The sequence below is a fragment of the Streptomyces sp. NPDC031340 genome (genome assembly GCF_055569945.1).
Window position 1 is genome coordinate 1 of sequence record NZ_JBVIIE010000008.1, and the last position, 15124, is coordinate 15124.

The window sequence follows — 15124 nt, forward strand, 5'->3', positions numbered from 1 at the left end:
TGCTTGCGGCCCTGAGCCACTGTCCGCAGCTCCCGAATCTTGAAGTCCATCGCATCCCCTGAGCTGGGGTGTTGCGACGACCACTAGAACGGAAGGGCGGTTTCCAGGGGCCGGGCCTCACCGCGTTCCCGCCCGCCCTTCCGCGCCGGGGCCCGGGCCGGTGCGGGCCGTCCCCGGCCGCCCCTGGCGGCTCCCTCGGCCGCGCGTGACTCCGTAGGCTGTCCCCAGTACCCGGTACGACTGCAGGAGAGCGGCCCCATGTACTTCACCGACCGAGGCATCGAGGAACTGGAGAAGCGGCGCGGCGAGGAGGAGGTCACCTTCGAGTGGCTCGCCGAGCAGCTGCGGACGTTCGTCGATCTCAACCCGGACTTCGAGGTACCGGTGGAGCGGCTGGCGACGTGGCTGGCCCGGCTGGACGACGAGGACGACGAGTAGGCGGGTCGTTCGAGGGCGGGACCGGCGGGACCCTGGCCGATTCCGGAACCGGTGTCGGCCCGGGTGCCGGGGCGGGTGCCGGGGCGCCTGTGAGGCGCGCTTCGTCGCGCCGTGCGGCACTGTGCGCTCTGTACGCCGGATCCGGCTCCGTACGCCGGGTCAGGCTCCGTACGCCGGATCAGTCCCAGGGGCGCATCGGGGCGTAGGCCAGCCCCAGCGCGCCGTGCGCCAGCAGCAGCGCCCCCGCCGCCAGCCAGCCGCCGCTGTGGCGGTACGCGCCCCAGGCCGTGAGGGGCAGCCCGGCAGCGAGCTGGGCCAGTGCCAGCGTCTGTCCCTTCGAGGTGCCCGCCCAGGGCAGCCAGGCGGCGTTCCCGGGACCGGTCCCGACGGCGCCGGGTGCCGGGCGGGACGTCCGTGACCCGCCCGCCGCTTCGGGCGGCCCACCCGCCACTTCCGGCGGCTGGTCCGCCCCTTCGAACCGGCGGGCGGCGGGGGCGACCCGGCCGGTGACCGGGCGGGCGTCCGGCAGGACGCCGGCCGCCTCGCGGAGGCGGTCGGCGGGTTCGCCCGGATCGAGGCCCGGCGGCAGGGCGACGCCGGCGTGCGTGAGCACCGTCAGCAGGCCGCGCAGGCGGGCGCGGGCGTCGGCCCAGCGGTCGGACGCGGTGAGACGGTCGAGCGACGGCAGGTCCGGGCCGAGGCCGAGACGGCCGGCGAAGGTCCGCATCGCCTCGTCCTGGCCGGCGGGGGTGCCGTCGGCCAGCCAGACGTAGCCGACCGGACGGCGGAAACCGGAGACCAGGGTGTAGCCGGCGCGGTCGGCGTCCCACCACAGCGCGAGGACCGGCCAGGGAGCGCCGACGGCCAGGGCGGTGGCCCAGCCGGTCAGGACGTCGTCGACCGTCTCCCCGCCCCCGGACCACGGCCCGCCCCCGGGGACGAGGACGCTCCAGCCGTCACCGGCCCGGGCCAGCGTCATGGTCTCGCCCAGCAGGAGGGCGGTGGGGGCGACGGAGTCGGCGTCGGCCCGGCAGAGCAGGAGGGCGCCGGGAGCGCGGCCGGTGCGTGAGGTTTCCGTCGTCGCCATGGTCACACGCTAGGGCGATTTGCCCCGTTCGGTCACTTTGGCGGTCTGCATACGAGCACCGACGTCCCCGATCGGGTGTCTTGACTTTCCGCGGCCGCGATATATCGTGAAACGAGAGAAGACGCGATATGGCGTGTCACGGCGGGGAGGTCTGCACCATGTCCGAGTGGTCCGTCGGAGAACCCGGGAAACTCACGTTCGACGAGCCCCCGCGGGAGCTCCACGTGCGCATCGTCAACGGCACGTTGAACGTGGTGGGCACGGACGAGGACTCCGCCCGCCTGGAGGTCTCCGAGATAGAGGGGCCCGAACTGCTCGTCACCCTGGAGGGCGGCGCGCTCACCGTGGCGTACGAGGACCTGCCCTGGAAGGGCTTCCTGAAGTGGCTCGACCGCAAGGGGTGGCGGCGCAGCGCCGTGGTCTCCCTCGCCGTGCCGGCCCGCACCCGGGTCGAGGTGGGGGTCGTCGGCGCCTCGGCGGTCGTCTCCGGGCTCGACGAGCGCGTCGAGGTGAAGGGCGTCAATGGGGACACCACCCTGGTGGGGCTCACCGGGCCGGTGCGCGCGGACACCGTCGCGGGCAACGTGGAGGCGCAGGCCCTCAGCGGCGACCTCCGGTTCAACTCGGTCTCCGGCGACCTCACCGTCGTCGAGGCGGGCTCCTCCGTCCGGGCGGACTCGGTGAGCGGCTCGATGATCGTCGACCTCGATGCGACGGGCCGGCCGACCGACGTCACCCTGACGAGCGTCTCGGGCGAGATAGCCATCCGGCTGCCTCATCCGGCGGACGCGGAGGTCGAGGCGAACACCGCCGGCGGCACGGTCTCCAACGCCTTCGAGGACCTGCGGGTCGGCGGGCAGTGGGGCGCCAAGCGGATCACCGGCCGGCTCGGCGCGGGCAACGGCAGGCTGAAGGCGACCACGGTCTCGGGCTCGATCGCCCTGCTGCGCCGGCCCTCGGCCGAGGACGAGCCGTGGGACGCGGCGCCACGGGACAGCGGCCCGGCGGGCGCGGCGGGCGTGGACTCGGGGGAGAATTCCGTTTCCGGCCGGGACGGCGGCGCGACCGGCGCCCCGGCCGACGGCACGACCGACAAGAAGGTGCTCTGACATGCCTCCCGTCTTCGCCCACGGCCGCCTCCGCCTGTACCTGCTGAAGCTGCTGGACGAGGCCCCACGCCACGGTTACGAGGTGATCCGTCTCCTGGAGGAGCGGTTCCAGGGGCTGTACGCGCCGTCGGCGGGCACCGTCTACCCCCGGCTCGCCAAGCTGGAGGCCGAGGGCCTGGTCACGCACACCACCGAGGGCGGCCGCAAGGTGTACGCCATCACCGACGCGGGCCGCGCCGAGCTGGCCGACCGCAGCGGGGAACTGGCCGACCTGGAGCTGGAGATCCGCGAGTCGGTGGCGGAGCTCGCCGCCGAGATCCGGGCCGACGTGCGGGGCGCGGCCGGCGACCTGCGGCGCGAGATGCGCGCGGCGGCCTCCGAGGCCCGCCGCGGCGGCACGGCGCAGGGCCGGCCGGAGGGCCCCTTCGGTGAACACGGGGAGTACGCGGAGTACGGGGACCTCGGCGACAAGGAGGCCTGGCGCGCCGCGAAGGAGGAGATGCGGCGCGTCAAGCAGGAGTGGAAGGAGCAGGCCCGCCGCGCCAAGGACGAGAGCCGCCGGGCCCGCGAGGAGGCCCAGCGGGCCCGGCGCCAGGCCAAGGAGGCGCAGGAGCGGGCGCGGGCCCAGGCCCAGGAGGAGATGCAGCGCATCGCCCGGCACGTGCAGGAGCAGGTGCAGGACCACTTCGCGCGGGGCGACTGGCCGACGGGAGTCCGGGAGGGCCTGACCGAACTGGCCAAGGAGTTCGGCGACTTCGGCAAGAGCTTCGGGACGGGGCTGGGCAAGGACTTCGGCTTTGGACGCGGCGGCACGGGCACCGGTACGGCGGCGTCCGGGCCGGAGTACTCGCAGACGCCGGAGGACTTCCCGGCCGGGTACGAGCCGGCTTGGGCCCATGAGGAGACGACCGGCGACCCGGCGCGCGACCTGGACCGGCTGCTCGACCGCTTCCGCGACGACATCCGCGACGCGGCCCGCGACCACGGCGTCACAGCCGACCAGCTCCGTGACGCCCGCCGCCATCTGTCGACGGCGGCGGCACACATCGGGGCGATACTGCGCACGCCGAAGGTCTGAGCACGCCGACGGCCGGCCCGGAGGAACGGGACGGCCGTCGGCGCGAAAGAGGCCGGCGCAAGCGGCTCTCAGCCGTTGGTGAGCACGATCTTCCCGAACTGGTCGCCGGACTCCAGTCGCTCGAAGCCCTCGCGGGCCCGCTCCATCGGCAGCACCTCGTCGATGACGGGACGTACACCCGTGGCGGCGCAGAAGGAGAGCAGGTCCTCGAGTTCGTCCTTGGTGCCCATCGTGGAGCCGACGACCTTGAGTTCGAGGAAGAAGATGCGGGTCAGCTCGGCGTGCGAGGGGCGGTCGCCGCTGGTGGCGCCGGAGATGACGAGCGTGCCGCCGGGCTTCAGCGACTTCACCGAGTGCGACCAGGTGGCCGCGCCGACGGTCTCGATGACGGCGTCCACCCGCTGCGGCAGCCGCGCACCCGACTCCAGCGCCTCCACGGCGCCCAGTTCCACCGCCCGCTTGCGCTTCGCCTCGTCGCGGCTGGTCGCGAAGACCCGCAGGCCGGCGGCCTTGCCGAGCACGATCGCGGCCGTGGCGACACCGCCGCCCGCGCCCTGGACGAGGACCGAGTCGCCGGGCCGCACCCCGGCGTTGGTGAAGAGCATGCGGTAGGCCGTCAGCCAGGCGGTCGGCAGGCAGGCGGCCTCCTCGAAGGAGAGTTCCCTGGGCTTGGGCAGGACGTTCCAGGTCGGCACGGCGACCTGCTCGGCGAAGGTGCCCTGGTAGCGCTCGGTCAGGATGGAGCGGGGCTCCCGGGGTCCGACACCGTGACCGCTCTGTCCGATCACGGAGTGCAGGACGACCTCGTTGCCGTCCTCGTCGACGCCGGCGGCGTCGCAGCCGAGGATCATCGGCAGTCTGTCCTCGGGCAGGCCCACACCCCGCAGCGACCACAGGTCGTGGTGGTTGAGGGAGGCGGCCTTGACGTTGACGGTGCTCCAGCCGGGACGGGCCTCGGGGGCCGGACGCTCCCCCAGTTCCAGGCCGTTCAGCGGCTGGTCGCGGTCGATTCGGGCGGCGTAGACGGCGAACATGACCTTGACGATAGGCGGCCCCGGCGGCGCGCGGAACCAGGCCGCGCTGTGACACACACCCTCTTGCCACGGCAGGAGTCACCGGGAATCAGCGGGCATCAGTCGCCATCAGTGGCGATCAGCGGGAAGCAGCCGGGATCAGCGGGAAAGGGAACGGCCCCGCCCGTGACGGGCGGGGCCGCTCAGCCGGCACTCACGTCAGCGACGTGCGACGCCCTCGGCCCGCGCCGCGGCCGCGACCGCCGCGGTGACCGCCGGAGCGACCCGCTCGTCGAACGGCGACGGGATGACGTAGTCGGCGGCGAGGTCGTCGCCCACCACTCCGGCCAGCGCCTCGGCCGCCGCGATCTTCATTCCCTCGGTGATCCGGGACGCGCGCACCTGGAGCGCGCCCGCGAAGATGCCGGGGAACGCCAGCACGTTGTTGATCTGGTTCGGGAAGTCCGACCGGCCGGTGGCCACGACCGCCGCGTACTTGTGCGCGACGTCGGGGTGCACCTCGGGGTTCGGGTTGGCCATGGCGAAGACGAACGCGTCCTTGGCCATGGAGGCGACCGCCTCCTCCGCGACCGTACCGCCGGAGACGCCGATGAAGACGTCGGCGCCCTCGAGCGCCGCCTCCAGCGATCCGGTCAGGCCCGCCTTGTTGGTGAACCCGGCGACCTCCCGCTTGACCGGCGTCAGGTCGTCCCGGTCGGCCGAGACCACGCCCTTGCGGTCCGCGACGGCGACGTCGCCGATGCCGGCCTCGATCAGGAACTTCGCGATGGCGATACCGGCCGCGCCGGAGCCCGAGATGACCGCCCGCAGGTCGCCGAGCCCGCGGCCGGTGAGCCGCGCGGCGTTGCGGAGGGCCGCCAGGGTCACGACCGCCGTGCCGTGCTGGTCGTCGTGGAAGACCGGGATGTCGAGCCGCTCCTGGAGCTGCCGCTCGATCTCGAAGCACCGCGGCGCCGAGATGTCCTCCAGGTTGACTCCGCCGAAGGACGGCGCGAGGCGCACCACGGTCTCGACGATCTCGTCGACGCCGGTGCAGTCCAGCGCGATCGGCACCGCGTCCACGCCGCCGAACTGCTTGAACAGGATCGCCTTGCCCTCCATCACCGGGAGGGAGGCCTCGGGCCCGATGTCGCCGAGCCCGAGCACGGCCGTGCCGTCGGTCACCACGGCGACCACGGACGACTTCCACGTGTAGTCGTTGACCAGGTCCGGCTGCTCCGCGATCGCGGTGCACACGCGCGCGACGCCGGGTGTGTACGCGAGGGACAGGTCGTCCTTGTTGCGGACCGGCACGGTGGCCTGCACGGCCATCTTGCCGCCGCGGTGCAGCGCGAACGCCGGGTCGAAGGAATCGAGGGGCTCGGCCCCGCCGTCCTGATCCGTACTGCTGTCGCTGCGAGGATTGACGATCTCCGCTGCCACTTTGTCTTACCCCTTAAGTCTTCATCGGTTGAGGGTGGCCACTCCTGGTGAGGGGTGGGCGGGACCGCGTAAGGCCCGATATCTGTTGATGCGTACGGGTCATACGCGACAGGCGCGCCGCACACGCGCCCGGAGCCCCGGATGAGGGGTGTAAAGAACCTTCTTACCCGACGGACCGCGTCGACGACGAGTCCATTAAGTGCAAGGTCACATCCCGAAACCGTCAGGTCACGCACTGGTGACGAGGATTCTCCCGAAATGGGGGGACAAGTCCTTGACAAGCCCTTGACCAGCCGTCGACCAGTGACCAACGCCTCGGACCGCAGGTCCGCGTCCCGGGATGCGCCGGAGATCTTCCGGCCGGAGGAGAGGATTCCCGCAGATGGTCCGGTCATGATGTCCGTCCTGATGCGGTTCGGGGGTCACCCGTTATCCGATTTTGACATAGCTGGCCCCCTGAACGACGGAGTCCGAATGGCAAGATGCCGTAATCACACGAGGTCGCGACACCCAAAGGTGTGTGTTCTCGTCGGCCCATCGGCATCTTCACCCTTCCGCCGGAGGAAACTCACCATGACCGCAAGCTCCACCCGTCGTACCACCGCCGCGCACAACCGTCTGGCAGCGGTCGGTGCGATCGCGGTCGCAGGCACGCTGCTTCTCACCGGCTGCGGTGACCAGACCAAGGACAAGGACAAGGGCGGCAGCGCGTCGACGAGCGCGGCGCCGCTGGCCGACAAGCTTCCCCAGTCGGTCCGCGACAAGGGTGTCATCAAGGTCGGTTCGGACATCGCCTACGCGCCGGTCGAATTCAAGGACAGCTCCGGCAACACGGTCGGCATCGACCCCGACCTCGCGGCCGCCATGGGCAAGCAGCTCGGCGTGAAGTTCGACTTCGAGAACGGCACCTTCGACACCCTGATCACCGGTCTGCGCTCCAAGCGGTACGACATCGCCATGTCGGCCATGACGGACACCAAGGACCGCCAGGAGGGCATCGACTCCGACACCGGCAAGAAGGTCGGCGAGGGCGTCGACTTCGTCGACTACTTCTCGGCCGGTGTCTCGATCTACACCAAGAAGGGTGACGACCAGGGCATCAAGACCTGGTCCGACCTGTGCGGCAAGAAGATCGCGGTGCAGCGCGGCACGGTCTCCGAGGACCTCGCCAAGTCCGAGGCCAAGAAGTGCCCGAGCGGCAAGAAGCTGGCCATCGAGTCCTTCGACAACGACCAGCAGGCCCAGACCCGGGTCCGCGCGGGCGGCGCCGACGCCGGCTCCTCCGACTTCCCGGTGACCGCGTACGCCGTGAAGACCTCCGGCGGCGGCAAGGACTTCCAGATCGTCGGCGAGCAGGTCGAGGCCGCCCCGTACGGCATCGCGGTCGCCAAGGACAACACCCAGCTCCGCGACGCCCTGAAGGCCGCCCTGGACGCCATCATCAAGAACGGCGAGTACGACAAGATCATCCAGAAGTGGGGCGTCGGCGACGGCGCCGTCAAGGAAGCCACCATCAACGGCGGCAAGTGACCGCGGCCCGCGGCCACCGAAAGGGCAACACCCGTGACTGCTGACATCGGCAAGACAGCACGTCCGGCAGACGCTCCCGCGGCCGGGCCGGAGGCCATCAAGGCCATCCCGGTCCGGCACTACGGGCGGTACGTCTCCGCCGTCATCGCGATCGGGCTCCTCGTCGCGATCATCTACGCGTTCGGCCAGGGCAAGATCAACTGGCACGCCGTTCCGGACTACTTCTTCGACGGCCGCATCATGAAGGGCGTCGGCCAGACGATGCTCCTGACGGTGCTGTCGATGCTCATCGGCATCCTCGGCGGCGTCCTGCTCGCCGTCATGCGCCTGTCGAAGAACCCGGTGACGTCGTCCATCGCCTGGTTCTACATCTGGTTCTTCCGCGGCACCCCGGTCCTGGTCCAGCTGTTCGTCTGGTTCAACCTGGGTCTGGTCTTCGAGTACATCAACCTCGGGCCGATCTACAAGAACTACTGGTCGGACTTCATGACGCCGTTCCTGACGGCGCTGCTCGGCCTGGGCCTCAACGAGGCCGCGTACATGGCGGAGATCTGCCGCGCCGGCCTGCTCTCGGTCGACGAGGGGCAGACCGAGGCGGCCCACGCCCTCGGCATGAGCCACGGCAAGACCCTGCGGCGGATCGTCATCCCGCAGGCCATGCGCGTGATCGTGCCGCCCACGGGCAACGAGGTCATCAACATGCTGAAGACCACCTCGCTGGTCTCGGCGGTGCAGTACTACGAGCTCCTGCGCTACGCCCAGGACATCGGCCAGACCTCCGGCGCCCCGGTGGAGATGCTGTTCCTGGCCGCCGCCTGGTACCTGATCCTCACCTCGGTGCTCAGCGTCGGGCAGTACTACATCGAGCGGTACTACGCCCGCGGCTCCAGCCGGAGCCTGCCGCCCACCCCGTGGCAGCGGGTCAGGAAGAACCTGGCTCCCCTGTTCAGCCGGAAGGGGGTCACGGCATGACCGACAAGCTCAGCAAGGCGGACGAGCCCGTGCGCGACTCCAGCGTCCCGATGGTCAAGGCCGAGGGCGTCCACAAGTCCTTCGGCCAGGTGGAGGTCCTCAAGGGCATCGACCTGGAGGTGAAGTCCGGCGAGGTGTTCTGCCTCATCGGCCCGTCCGGCTCCGGCAAGTCGACCTTCCTGCGGTGCATCAACCACCTGGAGAAGGTCAACGCCGGGCGGCTGTACGTCGACGGGGAGCTGGTCGGCTACCGGCAGCGGGGCGACAAGCTGTACGAGCTCAAGGACAGCGAGGTCGCGCTCAAGCGCCGGGACATCGGCATGGTCTTCCAGCGCTTCAACCTCTTCCCGCACATGACCGCGCTGGAGAACGTCATCGAGGCGCCGGTGCAGGTCAAGGGGCAGAACAAGGCCGAGGCCAGGGAGCGGGCACGGCAGCTGCTGGAGCGGGTCGGCCTCGGCGACAAGGCCGGCAACTACCCCTCGCAGCTCTCCGGCGGCCAGCAGCAGCGCGTGGCGATCGCCCGGGCCCTCGCCATGGACCCGAAGCTGATGCTGTTCGACGAGCCGACCTCGGCCCTCGACCCGGAGCTGGTCGGCGACGTCCTCGACGTCATGCGCGACCTGGCCGAGTCGGGCATGACGATGGTCGTGGTCACCCACGAGATGGGCTTCGCCCGCGAGGTCGGCGACAGCCTCGTCTTCATGGACGGCGGCGTCGTGGTCGAGTCCGGCCACCCGCGCGACGTGCTGACCGACCCCCAGCACGAGCGGACGAAGTCCTTCCTGTCCAAGGTGCTGTGAGCCGTCCGGCTACCGGAGCGGCGACGAGGGGCGGTACGGGATCTCCGTACCGCCCCTCGCGCGTGCGCTCCCTCGGCGGCCCTACCTGAGCGCCAGCAGCAGCGTGTCCGACGGCGAGCACCACACCGCGCGGGCCTCCTCGAAGCCCTGCTCGCGCAGGACGCGCGCGTGCCAGGCAGCGGACGGCATGTCGCCGTCCGCGTGGTCGCCGTAGATCTCGAAGCGGCGGGCGGTGGGGGCGGCGAGCACGGGGTCCTCGGCGGCCAGGGCCCACCATTCGGCCCAGTCCAGGGCGCCGTCCTTCAGGGCCCGGTCCATGCGACGGTGCCGCTGGGCGCTCTCGGCCGCGTTGATGCGGGGTGTGGTGTCGTCGGGCATGTGGTCGGCGTTCAGGAAGACGCCGCCGTGGCGGACGAGCCCGGCGATCCGGCCGTACAGGGTCCGGAGGTCCTCGGTGTGCAGCCAGTGCAGGGCGGTGGCGGTCAGGACCGCGTCGTAGGTGTCGTGCGGCAGCAGCGCGGGCCAGCCGGGGTCCTTCAGATCGGCCTCGACGAACGTGACGCGCTCGTCGCCGGCGAACGTGCCCCGGGCGATGGTGAGCAGGGCCGGGTCGAGGTCGATGCCGGTGCTGGTGGCCCGCGGGAAGCGGGCGAGCAGCCGGGCGGTGATGCTGCCGGTGCCGCAGGCGAGGTCCAGGACGCGTGGCTCGGGCCCGGCGAACGCCTCGACCATGTCGAGCATGATCCGGAAGCGCTCCTCGCGGTCCGGCATGTACCACTCCTGCTGCCGGTCCCAACTGCGCTGCCACCGCTGCCAGTCGGTTCCCGTGTCGGTCGCCATGGAATCCCCCTCCTCAGCCGGCCTCGTAATACCCTGAATGCACGACCGTCTGTTACCCGACCGCATCACGACCATAGAGTGCCTCCGTAAGGACTACAAGTGGAACTGGCCTATTACTCGGATTACGCCGTACGTCTGGTCAACAGCGAGCAACCGGCCCGGGGCAAGGACACGCTGACCTCGGTCGAGGCGGTCCGGGAGCTGTTCGGGGCGAATCAGTCGGCGGCCCGGCGCGCCACGGACGCCGACGTGACCCGGTTCCGTTCGGTGCGGGCCCGGCTGCGCTCGGTCTTCGCGGCGGCGGACCAGGGCGACGAGACGCTGGCGGTGGACCTGCTGAACTCGCTGCTGCTGGAGTTCCCGGTGAGCCCGCAGATCTCGGGCCACGACTTCCGGGACGACGACGGCCGCCCCCTGTGGCACATGCATCTGGCCGACCACCCGTCGAACGCGACCGCCGGCTACGCGGCCATAGCGGCGATGGGCCTGGCGTTCCACCTGACGGAGTACGGCGTGGACCGGCTCGGCCTGTGCCAGGCGCCGCCCTGCCGCAACGCCTACCTGGACACCTCGACCAACCGCTCCCGGCGCTACTGCTCCGACCGCTGCGCCACCCGCGCCAACGTGGCCGCCTACCGCGCCCGCAAGCGCCTGGAGGCCGACCGGTCGGACAGCACGGGCCTGGCGGACGAGAAAGCCCAGCGCGCGAGTGCGAACGGCGAGCGCTGATCCGGCTTACGCGGCCGGTACCTCAGGCGCACCCTGCCCAGCACCAGGTCCTCCGGGACGGTCCCGTAGTCCGTACTGTCGCCGCCGGCGTAGGAGTTGTCGCCGAGCACCCACCAGCCGCCCTCCCGGCGCTCCGCGGCACGCTTGACGACGAGCAGGTCCTGCTGGAAGGGGTGGCGCAGCACGATCACGTCCCCGGGCCTGATGCGGGCGCCGTAATGCACCACGAGCCGGTCACCGTGCCGCAGCGTGGGCACCATGGACGGACCGGTGACCTCGGCCACCCCGAAGGGCAGCAGCGCCCTCGTGCGCTCCACGTCCTGCGACGGCTCCGCCATCACCGGCACCTCCCCGGTCCGATCGTCCACCAGTCTCAGTCTCACCCTGGACTTTTGTCCTAAGCCCGTGGGGGCACTCGCGAAATAGCTTCTCCCAGGGAGTAATGTCGCACCTGAGAAGACGATCACGAGGAAGGATTGCTTCATGCTTTCCCGCCTGTTTGCCCCCAAGGTCAAGGTCAGCGCGCACTGCGACCTTCCCTGCGGTGTGTACGACCCGGCCCAGGCCCGCATCGAGGCGGAGTCGGTGAAGGCCGTCCAGGAGAAGATGGCCGGCAACGACGACCCGCACTTCCAGGCGCGCGCCACCGTCATCAAGGAGCAGCGCGCCGAGCTGGCGAAGCACCACGTCTCCGTGCTGTGGAGCGACTACTTCAAGCCCCCGCACTTCGAGAAGTACCCGGAGCTGCACCAGCTGGTCAACGACACCCTGAAGGCCCTGTCGGCCGCCAAGGCGTCGACCGACCCCGCGACGGGTCAGAAGGCCCTGGACTACATCGCCCAGATCGACAAGATCTTCTGGGAGACCAAGAAGGCCTGATCCAGGATCAGGTCCCCCGGCCCGCGAACGTGCCGTCCGCGGGCTCTCTTCGTCCGCACCCGGTCCGCGGGCCGCCGATCACGGCGTGTTCCGCGGGCCGGGTGCGGCCGTGTTCCCTCGGCATGCCGGCGCCGGCCCGCACCGCGCTGATGTCGCCCGGCCACCTCCGGCGCAGCTCCCGCTCCGCGTACGGCGAGACCCGCGCGCGCTTCACCGAGCTGGTCGGCGAGACCCCGAGCGCGTACCGGGCTCGCTCCCCCGAGGCCGGCGCGGTGATCCCGCGGTACGTCGCGGCGCGCTGTTCGCCCGGGTCGAGGAGTCGGACGCCTGTGTACCGCAGGAACCGATGAACCAGCCGCGCGGCGTGCGGGACTGTGCGTTCCGGGATCCGGCGGGCAATGCGCCGCGCTTCGTGCGGCGCGAGGCGTGAGCGGCTTCGCCACCCGCGGCCGCAGCGCCGGTCAGCCACCGCGAGCCCGCCCTGCCCCCTGGCCCCCTCCGACCCTTCTCCGGCCCCGCTGACTCCACTCCGGCTCCGGCCCCTCCCCGGCGTGCGGTCGACGCTTCCCAAGCGTGCCCTCCACCGGCTAGGAGCGGCCGGGCTCTGCCCCCTCCGGTCCGCCCGGCGGCCCCGCGCGACGCCCGAGTGTTCCGTCAGGACTCCTTCGCGGCACCCTGCTCTTCCGGGCTCGCGTCCGGTTCCGCGCGTTCCCCGCCGTACGCCGCGCAGTCCGGGTTCTCGCACGGGCCGGGCTTCCAGACCGGGACCCACGCTCCCAGTGTCTTGTGGCGTGCGACGACGACGGTCCGCACGGGCTGTCCGCAGACGGGACAGACCGGGCTACCTCTGTCCATGCCCTCAGGGTAGGCCCGTCACCGGGCGCCCGCGCGGGTGAGGACGTCACGTCCAGCGACCCGTCTCGACGTTCTCCAGGACTCCGAGCGCGTCCGGCACCAGGACCGCGGCCGAGTAGTACGCCGTCACCAGGTATTTGATGATCGCCTGCTCGTTGATGCCCATGAAGCGCACGGACAGGCTCGGCTCGATCTCGTCCGGGATCCCGGCCTGCTGCAGCCCGATGACGCCCTGCTCCGCTTCGCCCGTGCGCATGGCGATGATCGACGTCGTACGGGCCTCGGTGACCGGGATCTTGTTGCAGGGGAAGATCGGCACCCCGCGCCAGGTGGGGATGCGGTTGCCCGCCATCTCGATGGTCTCCGGGACCAGCCCGCGCTTGTTCAGCTCGCGGCCGAACGCGGCGATCGCGCGCGGGTGCGCGAGGAACAGCTTGGTTCCGCGCCGCCTGCTGAGCAGTTCGTCCATGTCGTCGGGGCCGGGCGCACCGTCGTGCGGCTGGAGCCGCTGGTCGTACTCGCAGTTGTGCAGCAGTCCGAACTCTCGGTTGTTGACCAGTTCGTGCTCCTGACGCTCCCTCAGCGCCTCTACGGTCAGCCGGATCTGCTGCTCCGTCTGGTTCATCGGCTGGTTGTAGAGGTCGGCCACGCGCGTGTGGATGCGCAGGACGGTCTGCGCGACGCTCAGTTCGTACTCGCGGGGGCTGGCCTCGTAGTCGACGAAGGTGTGCGGAATGTCCGGCTCGCCGGAGTGGCCGGCCGCGAGGTCGATCGCCTTCTCGCCGTACCTGTTGGTGCGTTGCCGGGGGATCGAGCGCCGCTGCCTGAGGTGCTCACGCAGGGACTCGGAGCGCTCGGCGACCTGCTCGAAGTCACGGCGGGGCAGGACCAGCACCGTGCAGGCGGTGTCCGCGCGGACCGTGTACTCCCACATGGCGTCCGGGTCGAGCAGGACCGCCTCACCGAAGTGCGCGCCGTCGGCCAGGACCCCCAGGACCGCGTCGTCGCCGTACGGGCCGGTGCCGACCTTCTCGGCCCTGCCGTGCGCCAGGAGGTACACCTCCTCCACCGGACTGCCGAAGGAGGCGATCACGTTCCCCGGAGCGATCTCCCGTTGTCGGCAGCGACGGGCCAGCTCCGTGAGCACCTCCTCGTCCTCGTACGACCGGAGCGCCGGCAGTTCCCCCAGCTCGGCCGGGATGACCTCGACACGGTCGCCGGTCTTCACGAACGTGATGCGTCCGTCTCCGACGGCGTAGGTCAGGCGCCGGTTCACCCGGTACGTGCCGCCCTGGACGTCCACCCACGGCAGCATGCGCAGCAGCCAGCGCGAGCTGATCTCCTGCATCTGGGGCACGGACTTGGTCGTGGTGGCCAGGTTCCGTGCGGCCGCCGTGCCGAGGCTCTGCTGCGGCCTGCCCTGTTCCGCCCGGACCTCTTCGCCTACCGACATAGAAAATCGCCCTCCCGGTCATGCCCCCGCGCGGTGTGCGCCGCGGCATCGATCTGCGGGATCAACTCTCCATCACTGTGCGTGCCGAATCCATTACACAAAAGAGCGGGAATGGATCAGCGACCACCGGGCAGTATGGGCCCCGTCCACCGCTCCGGCGGGCGCGAGATGGCCGGATCGCGCCAGCCGATGCCATGACCACGTGTGACAGCGTACTTACTTTCGGTACATCCCCGGCATGAGCGGCCGCACCCGGCGACCCCGGCACGGCACGGCACGAAGGAGGCGGTCATGGCCACACCCATGTCTGCGAGCGCGTTCCTGCACGGTCTCAGAGCGGAGGGCGTCACCGTCGTCGAGGTCGGCGACTGGAAGCACCACAACCGCAACCACAAGGGACCGTGGGGCCCCGTCCACGGCGTGATGATCCACCACACGGTGACCAGCGGCAGCGAGCGCACCGTGGAGATCTGCCGCAAGGGCTACGCCGACCTGCCCGGCCCGCTGTGCCACGGCGTGATCAGCAAGGACGGCGTGGTCCACCTCGTCGGCTACGGCCGCGCCAACCACGCCGGCCTCGGCGACGACGACGTGCTGCGCGCGGTGATCGCGGAGAAGGGACTCCCGCCGGACAACGAGGCCGACACCGACGGCAACCGCCACTTCTACGGCTTCGAGTGCGAGAACCTCGGCGACGGGCAGGACCCCTGGCCCGAGGCCCAGCTCGAGGCCATCGAGAAGGTCGCGGCGGCCATCTGCCGCCACCACGGCTGGACGCAGCGGTCGGTCATCGGGCACCTGGAGTGGCAGCCGGGGAAGGTGGATCCGCGGGGGTTCACGATGGCGTGGCTGCGAGGGCGGATCCGGGACCGGCTGAAGTGACGCCGCAGGTCAC

The 15124-nt window shown here is 71.0% G+C and carries 17 protein-coding genes and 1 pseudogene; 11 read left to right on the forward strand and 7 right to left on the reverse strand.

The window, feature by feature from the left end; genetic code table 11:
* Nucleotides 1–258: 258 nt before the first annotated feature.
* Nucleotides 259–438 carry a DUF6104 family protein gene (locus ACZ5GT_RS07530; protein WP_003992906.1) on the forward strand — a complete coding sequence of 60 codons (180 nt, stop codon included), beginning with the start codon at nucleotides 259–261 and terminating at the stop codon, nucleotides 436–438.
* A 178-nt stretch (nucleotides 439–616) separates the two neighbouring features.
* Here the strand turns inward: ACZ5GT_RS07530 and ACZ5GT_RS07535 are convergent, their stop codons facing one another.
* The gene (locus ACZ5GT_RS07535) at nucleotides 617–1525 is read right to left on the reverse strand and encodes a hypothetical protein (RefSeq protein WP_469016264.1); all 909 of its coding nucleotides are present in this window, start codon (nucleotides 1523–1525) and stop codon (nucleotides 617–619) included.
* A gap of 158 nt (nucleotides 1526–1683) precedes the next feature.
* Here ACZ5GT_RS07535 and ACZ5GT_RS07540 point away from each other — a divergent pair, with 158 nt between their 5' ends.
* Both ACZ5GT_RS07540 and ACZ5GT_RS07545 read left to right on the forward strand, forming a co-directional pair.
* Entirely contained in the window at nucleotides 1684–2634 is a 951-nt protein-coding gene (locus ACZ5GT_RS07540) for a DUF4097 family beta strand repeat-containing protein (RefSeq protein WP_469016270.1), read from the forward strand.
* Nucleotide 2635: 1 nt separating this feature from the next.
* Nucleotides 2636–3712, forward strand: a complete 1077-nt coding sequence (locus ACZ5GT_RS07545; protein ID WP_469016276.1) for a PadR family transcriptional regulator — start codon at nucleotides 2636–2638, stop codon at nucleotides 3710–3712.
* 68 nt (nucleotides 3713–3780) lie between these two features.
* Here the strand turns inward: ACZ5GT_RS07545 and ACZ5GT_RS07550 are convergent, their stop codons facing one another.
* Both ACZ5GT_RS07550 and ACZ5GT_RS07555 read right to left on the reverse strand, forming a co-directional pair.
* Nucleotides 3781–4746, reverse strand: a complete 966-nt coding sequence (locus ACZ5GT_RS07550) for a zinc-binding dehydrogenase (RefSeq protein ID WP_351892290.1) — start codon at nucleotides 4744–4746, stop codon at nucleotides 3781–3783.
* Between the two features lie 198 nt (nucleotides 4747–4944).
* Nucleotides 4945–6168, reverse strand: a complete 1224-nt coding sequence (locus tag ACZ5GT_RS07555) for an NAD(P)-dependent malic enzyme (protein ID WP_469016287.1) — start codon at nucleotides 6166–6168, stop codon at nucleotides 4945–4947.
* 573 nt (nucleotides 6169–6741) lie between these two features.
* Between ACZ5GT_RS07555 and ACZ5GT_RS07560 the strand changes: the two genes are divergently transcribed.
* From ACZ5GT_RS07560 to ACZ5GT_RS07570, 3 genes are read left to right on the forward strand one after another with little or no spacing between them, the layout of a single operon-like run.
* On the forward strand, nucleotides 6742–7698 hold the full coding sequence (locus ACZ5GT_RS07560; RefSeq protein WP_469016290.1) for an ABC transporter substrate-binding protein: 957 nt from the start codon (nucleotides 6742–6744) through the stop codon (nucleotides 7696–7698).
* A gap of 33 nt (nucleotides 7699–7731) precedes the next feature.
* On the forward strand, nucleotides 7732–8670 hold the full coding sequence (locus ACZ5GT_RS07565; protein WP_469016293.1) for an amino acid ABC transporter permease: 939 nt from the start codon (nucleotides 7732–7734) through the stop codon (nucleotides 8668–8670).
* Nucleotides 8667–9473 carry an amino acid ABC transporter ATP-binding protein gene (locus ACZ5GT_RS07570; RefSeq protein ID WP_469016300.1) on the forward strand — a complete coding sequence of 269 codons (807 nt, stop codon included), beginning with the start codon at nucleotides 8667–8669 and terminating at the stop codon, nucleotides 9471–9473. Before ACZ5GT_RS07565 ends, ACZ5GT_RS07570 begins: the two co-directional genes overlap by 4 nt.
* 81 nt (nucleotides 9474–9554) lie before the next feature.
* Here the strand turns inward: ACZ5GT_RS07570 and ACZ5GT_RS07575 are convergent, their stop codons facing one another.
* Entirely contained in the window at nucleotides 9555–10313 is a 759-nt protein-coding gene (locus tag ACZ5GT_RS07575; RefSeq protein ID WP_469016303.1) for a methyltransferase domain-containing protein, read from the reverse strand.
* A gap of 99 nt (nucleotides 10314–10412) precedes the next feature.
* On the opposite strand from ACZ5GT_RS07575, the gene ACZ5GT_RS07580 reads away from it, so the two are divergent.
* The gene (locus tag ACZ5GT_RS07580; protein ID WP_469016306.1) at nucleotides 10413–11042 is read left to right on the forward strand and encodes a CGNR zinc finger domain-containing protein; all 630 of its coding nucleotides are present in this window, start codon (nucleotides 10413–10415) and stop codon (nucleotides 11040–11042) included.
* Here ACZ5GT_RS07580 and sodX read toward each other — a convergent pair.
* A complete protein-coding gene (gene sodX / locus ACZ5GT_RS07585) occupies nucleotides 10946–11380 on the reverse strand; it encodes a nickel-type superoxide dismutase maturation protease (RefSeq protein WP_469016995.1) in 435 nt (144 codons plus the stop codon). The two genes, ACZ5GT_RS07580 and sodX, sit on opposite strands and share 97 nt — an antisense overlap.
* Nucleotides 11381–11525: 145 nt before the next feature.
* Here sodX and sodN point away from each other — a divergent pair, with 145 nt between their 5' ends.
* From sodN to ACZ5GT_RS07600, 3 genes and pseudogenes are all read left to right on the forward strand, one after another.
* On the forward strand, nucleotides 11526–11921 hold the full coding sequence (sodN, locus tag ACZ5GT_RS07590) for a superoxide dismutase, Ni (protein ID WP_004983535.1): 396 nt from the start codon (nucleotides 11526–11528) through the stop codon (nucleotides 11919–11921).
* Nucleotides 11922–12043: 122 nt separating this feature from the next.
* On the forward strand, nucleotides 12044–12271 hold the full coding sequence (locus tag ACZ5GT_RS07595) for a hypothetical protein (RefSeq protein ID WP_469016311.1): 228 nt from the start codon (nucleotides 12044–12046) through the stop codon (nucleotides 12269–12271).
* Nucleotides 12217–12351, forward strand: a pseudogene (locus ACZ5GT_RS07600) (VOC family protein); the annotation flags it as partial. The gene ACZ5GT_RS07595 and the pseudogene ACZ5GT_RS07600, both read left to right, overlap by 55 nt.
* A 224-nt stretch (nucleotides 12352–12575) precedes the next feature.
* On the opposite strand, the gene ACZ5GT_RS07605 reads toward ACZ5GT_RS07600, so the two are convergent.
* Both ACZ5GT_RS07605 and ACZ5GT_RS07610 read right to left on the reverse strand, forming a co-directional pair.
* Nucleotides 12576–12776: a hypothetical protein gene (locus tag ACZ5GT_RS07605; RefSeq protein WP_469016316.1), complete on the reverse strand. Its 201-nt coding sequence runs from the start codon at nucleotides 12774–12776 to the stop codon at nucleotides 12576–12578.
* Between the two features lie 46 nt (nucleotides 12777–12822).
* Nucleotides 12823–14229, reverse strand: a complete 1407-nt coding sequence (locus ACZ5GT_RS07610; protein ID WP_469016319.1) for a family 2B encapsulin nanocompartment shell protein — start codon at nucleotides 14227–14229, stop codon at nucleotides 12823–12825.
* 291 nt (nucleotides 14230–14520) lie between these two features.
* Here ACZ5GT_RS07610 and ACZ5GT_RS07615 point away from each other — a divergent pair, with 291 nt between their 5' ends.
* Nucleotides 14521–15111: an N-acetylmuramoyl-L-alanine amidase gene (locus ACZ5GT_RS07615; RefSeq protein ID WP_469016322.1), complete on the forward strand. Its 591-nt coding sequence runs from the start codon at nucleotides 14521–14523 to the stop codon at nucleotides 15109–15111.
* Nucleotides 15112–15124 lie beyond the last annotated feature (13 nt).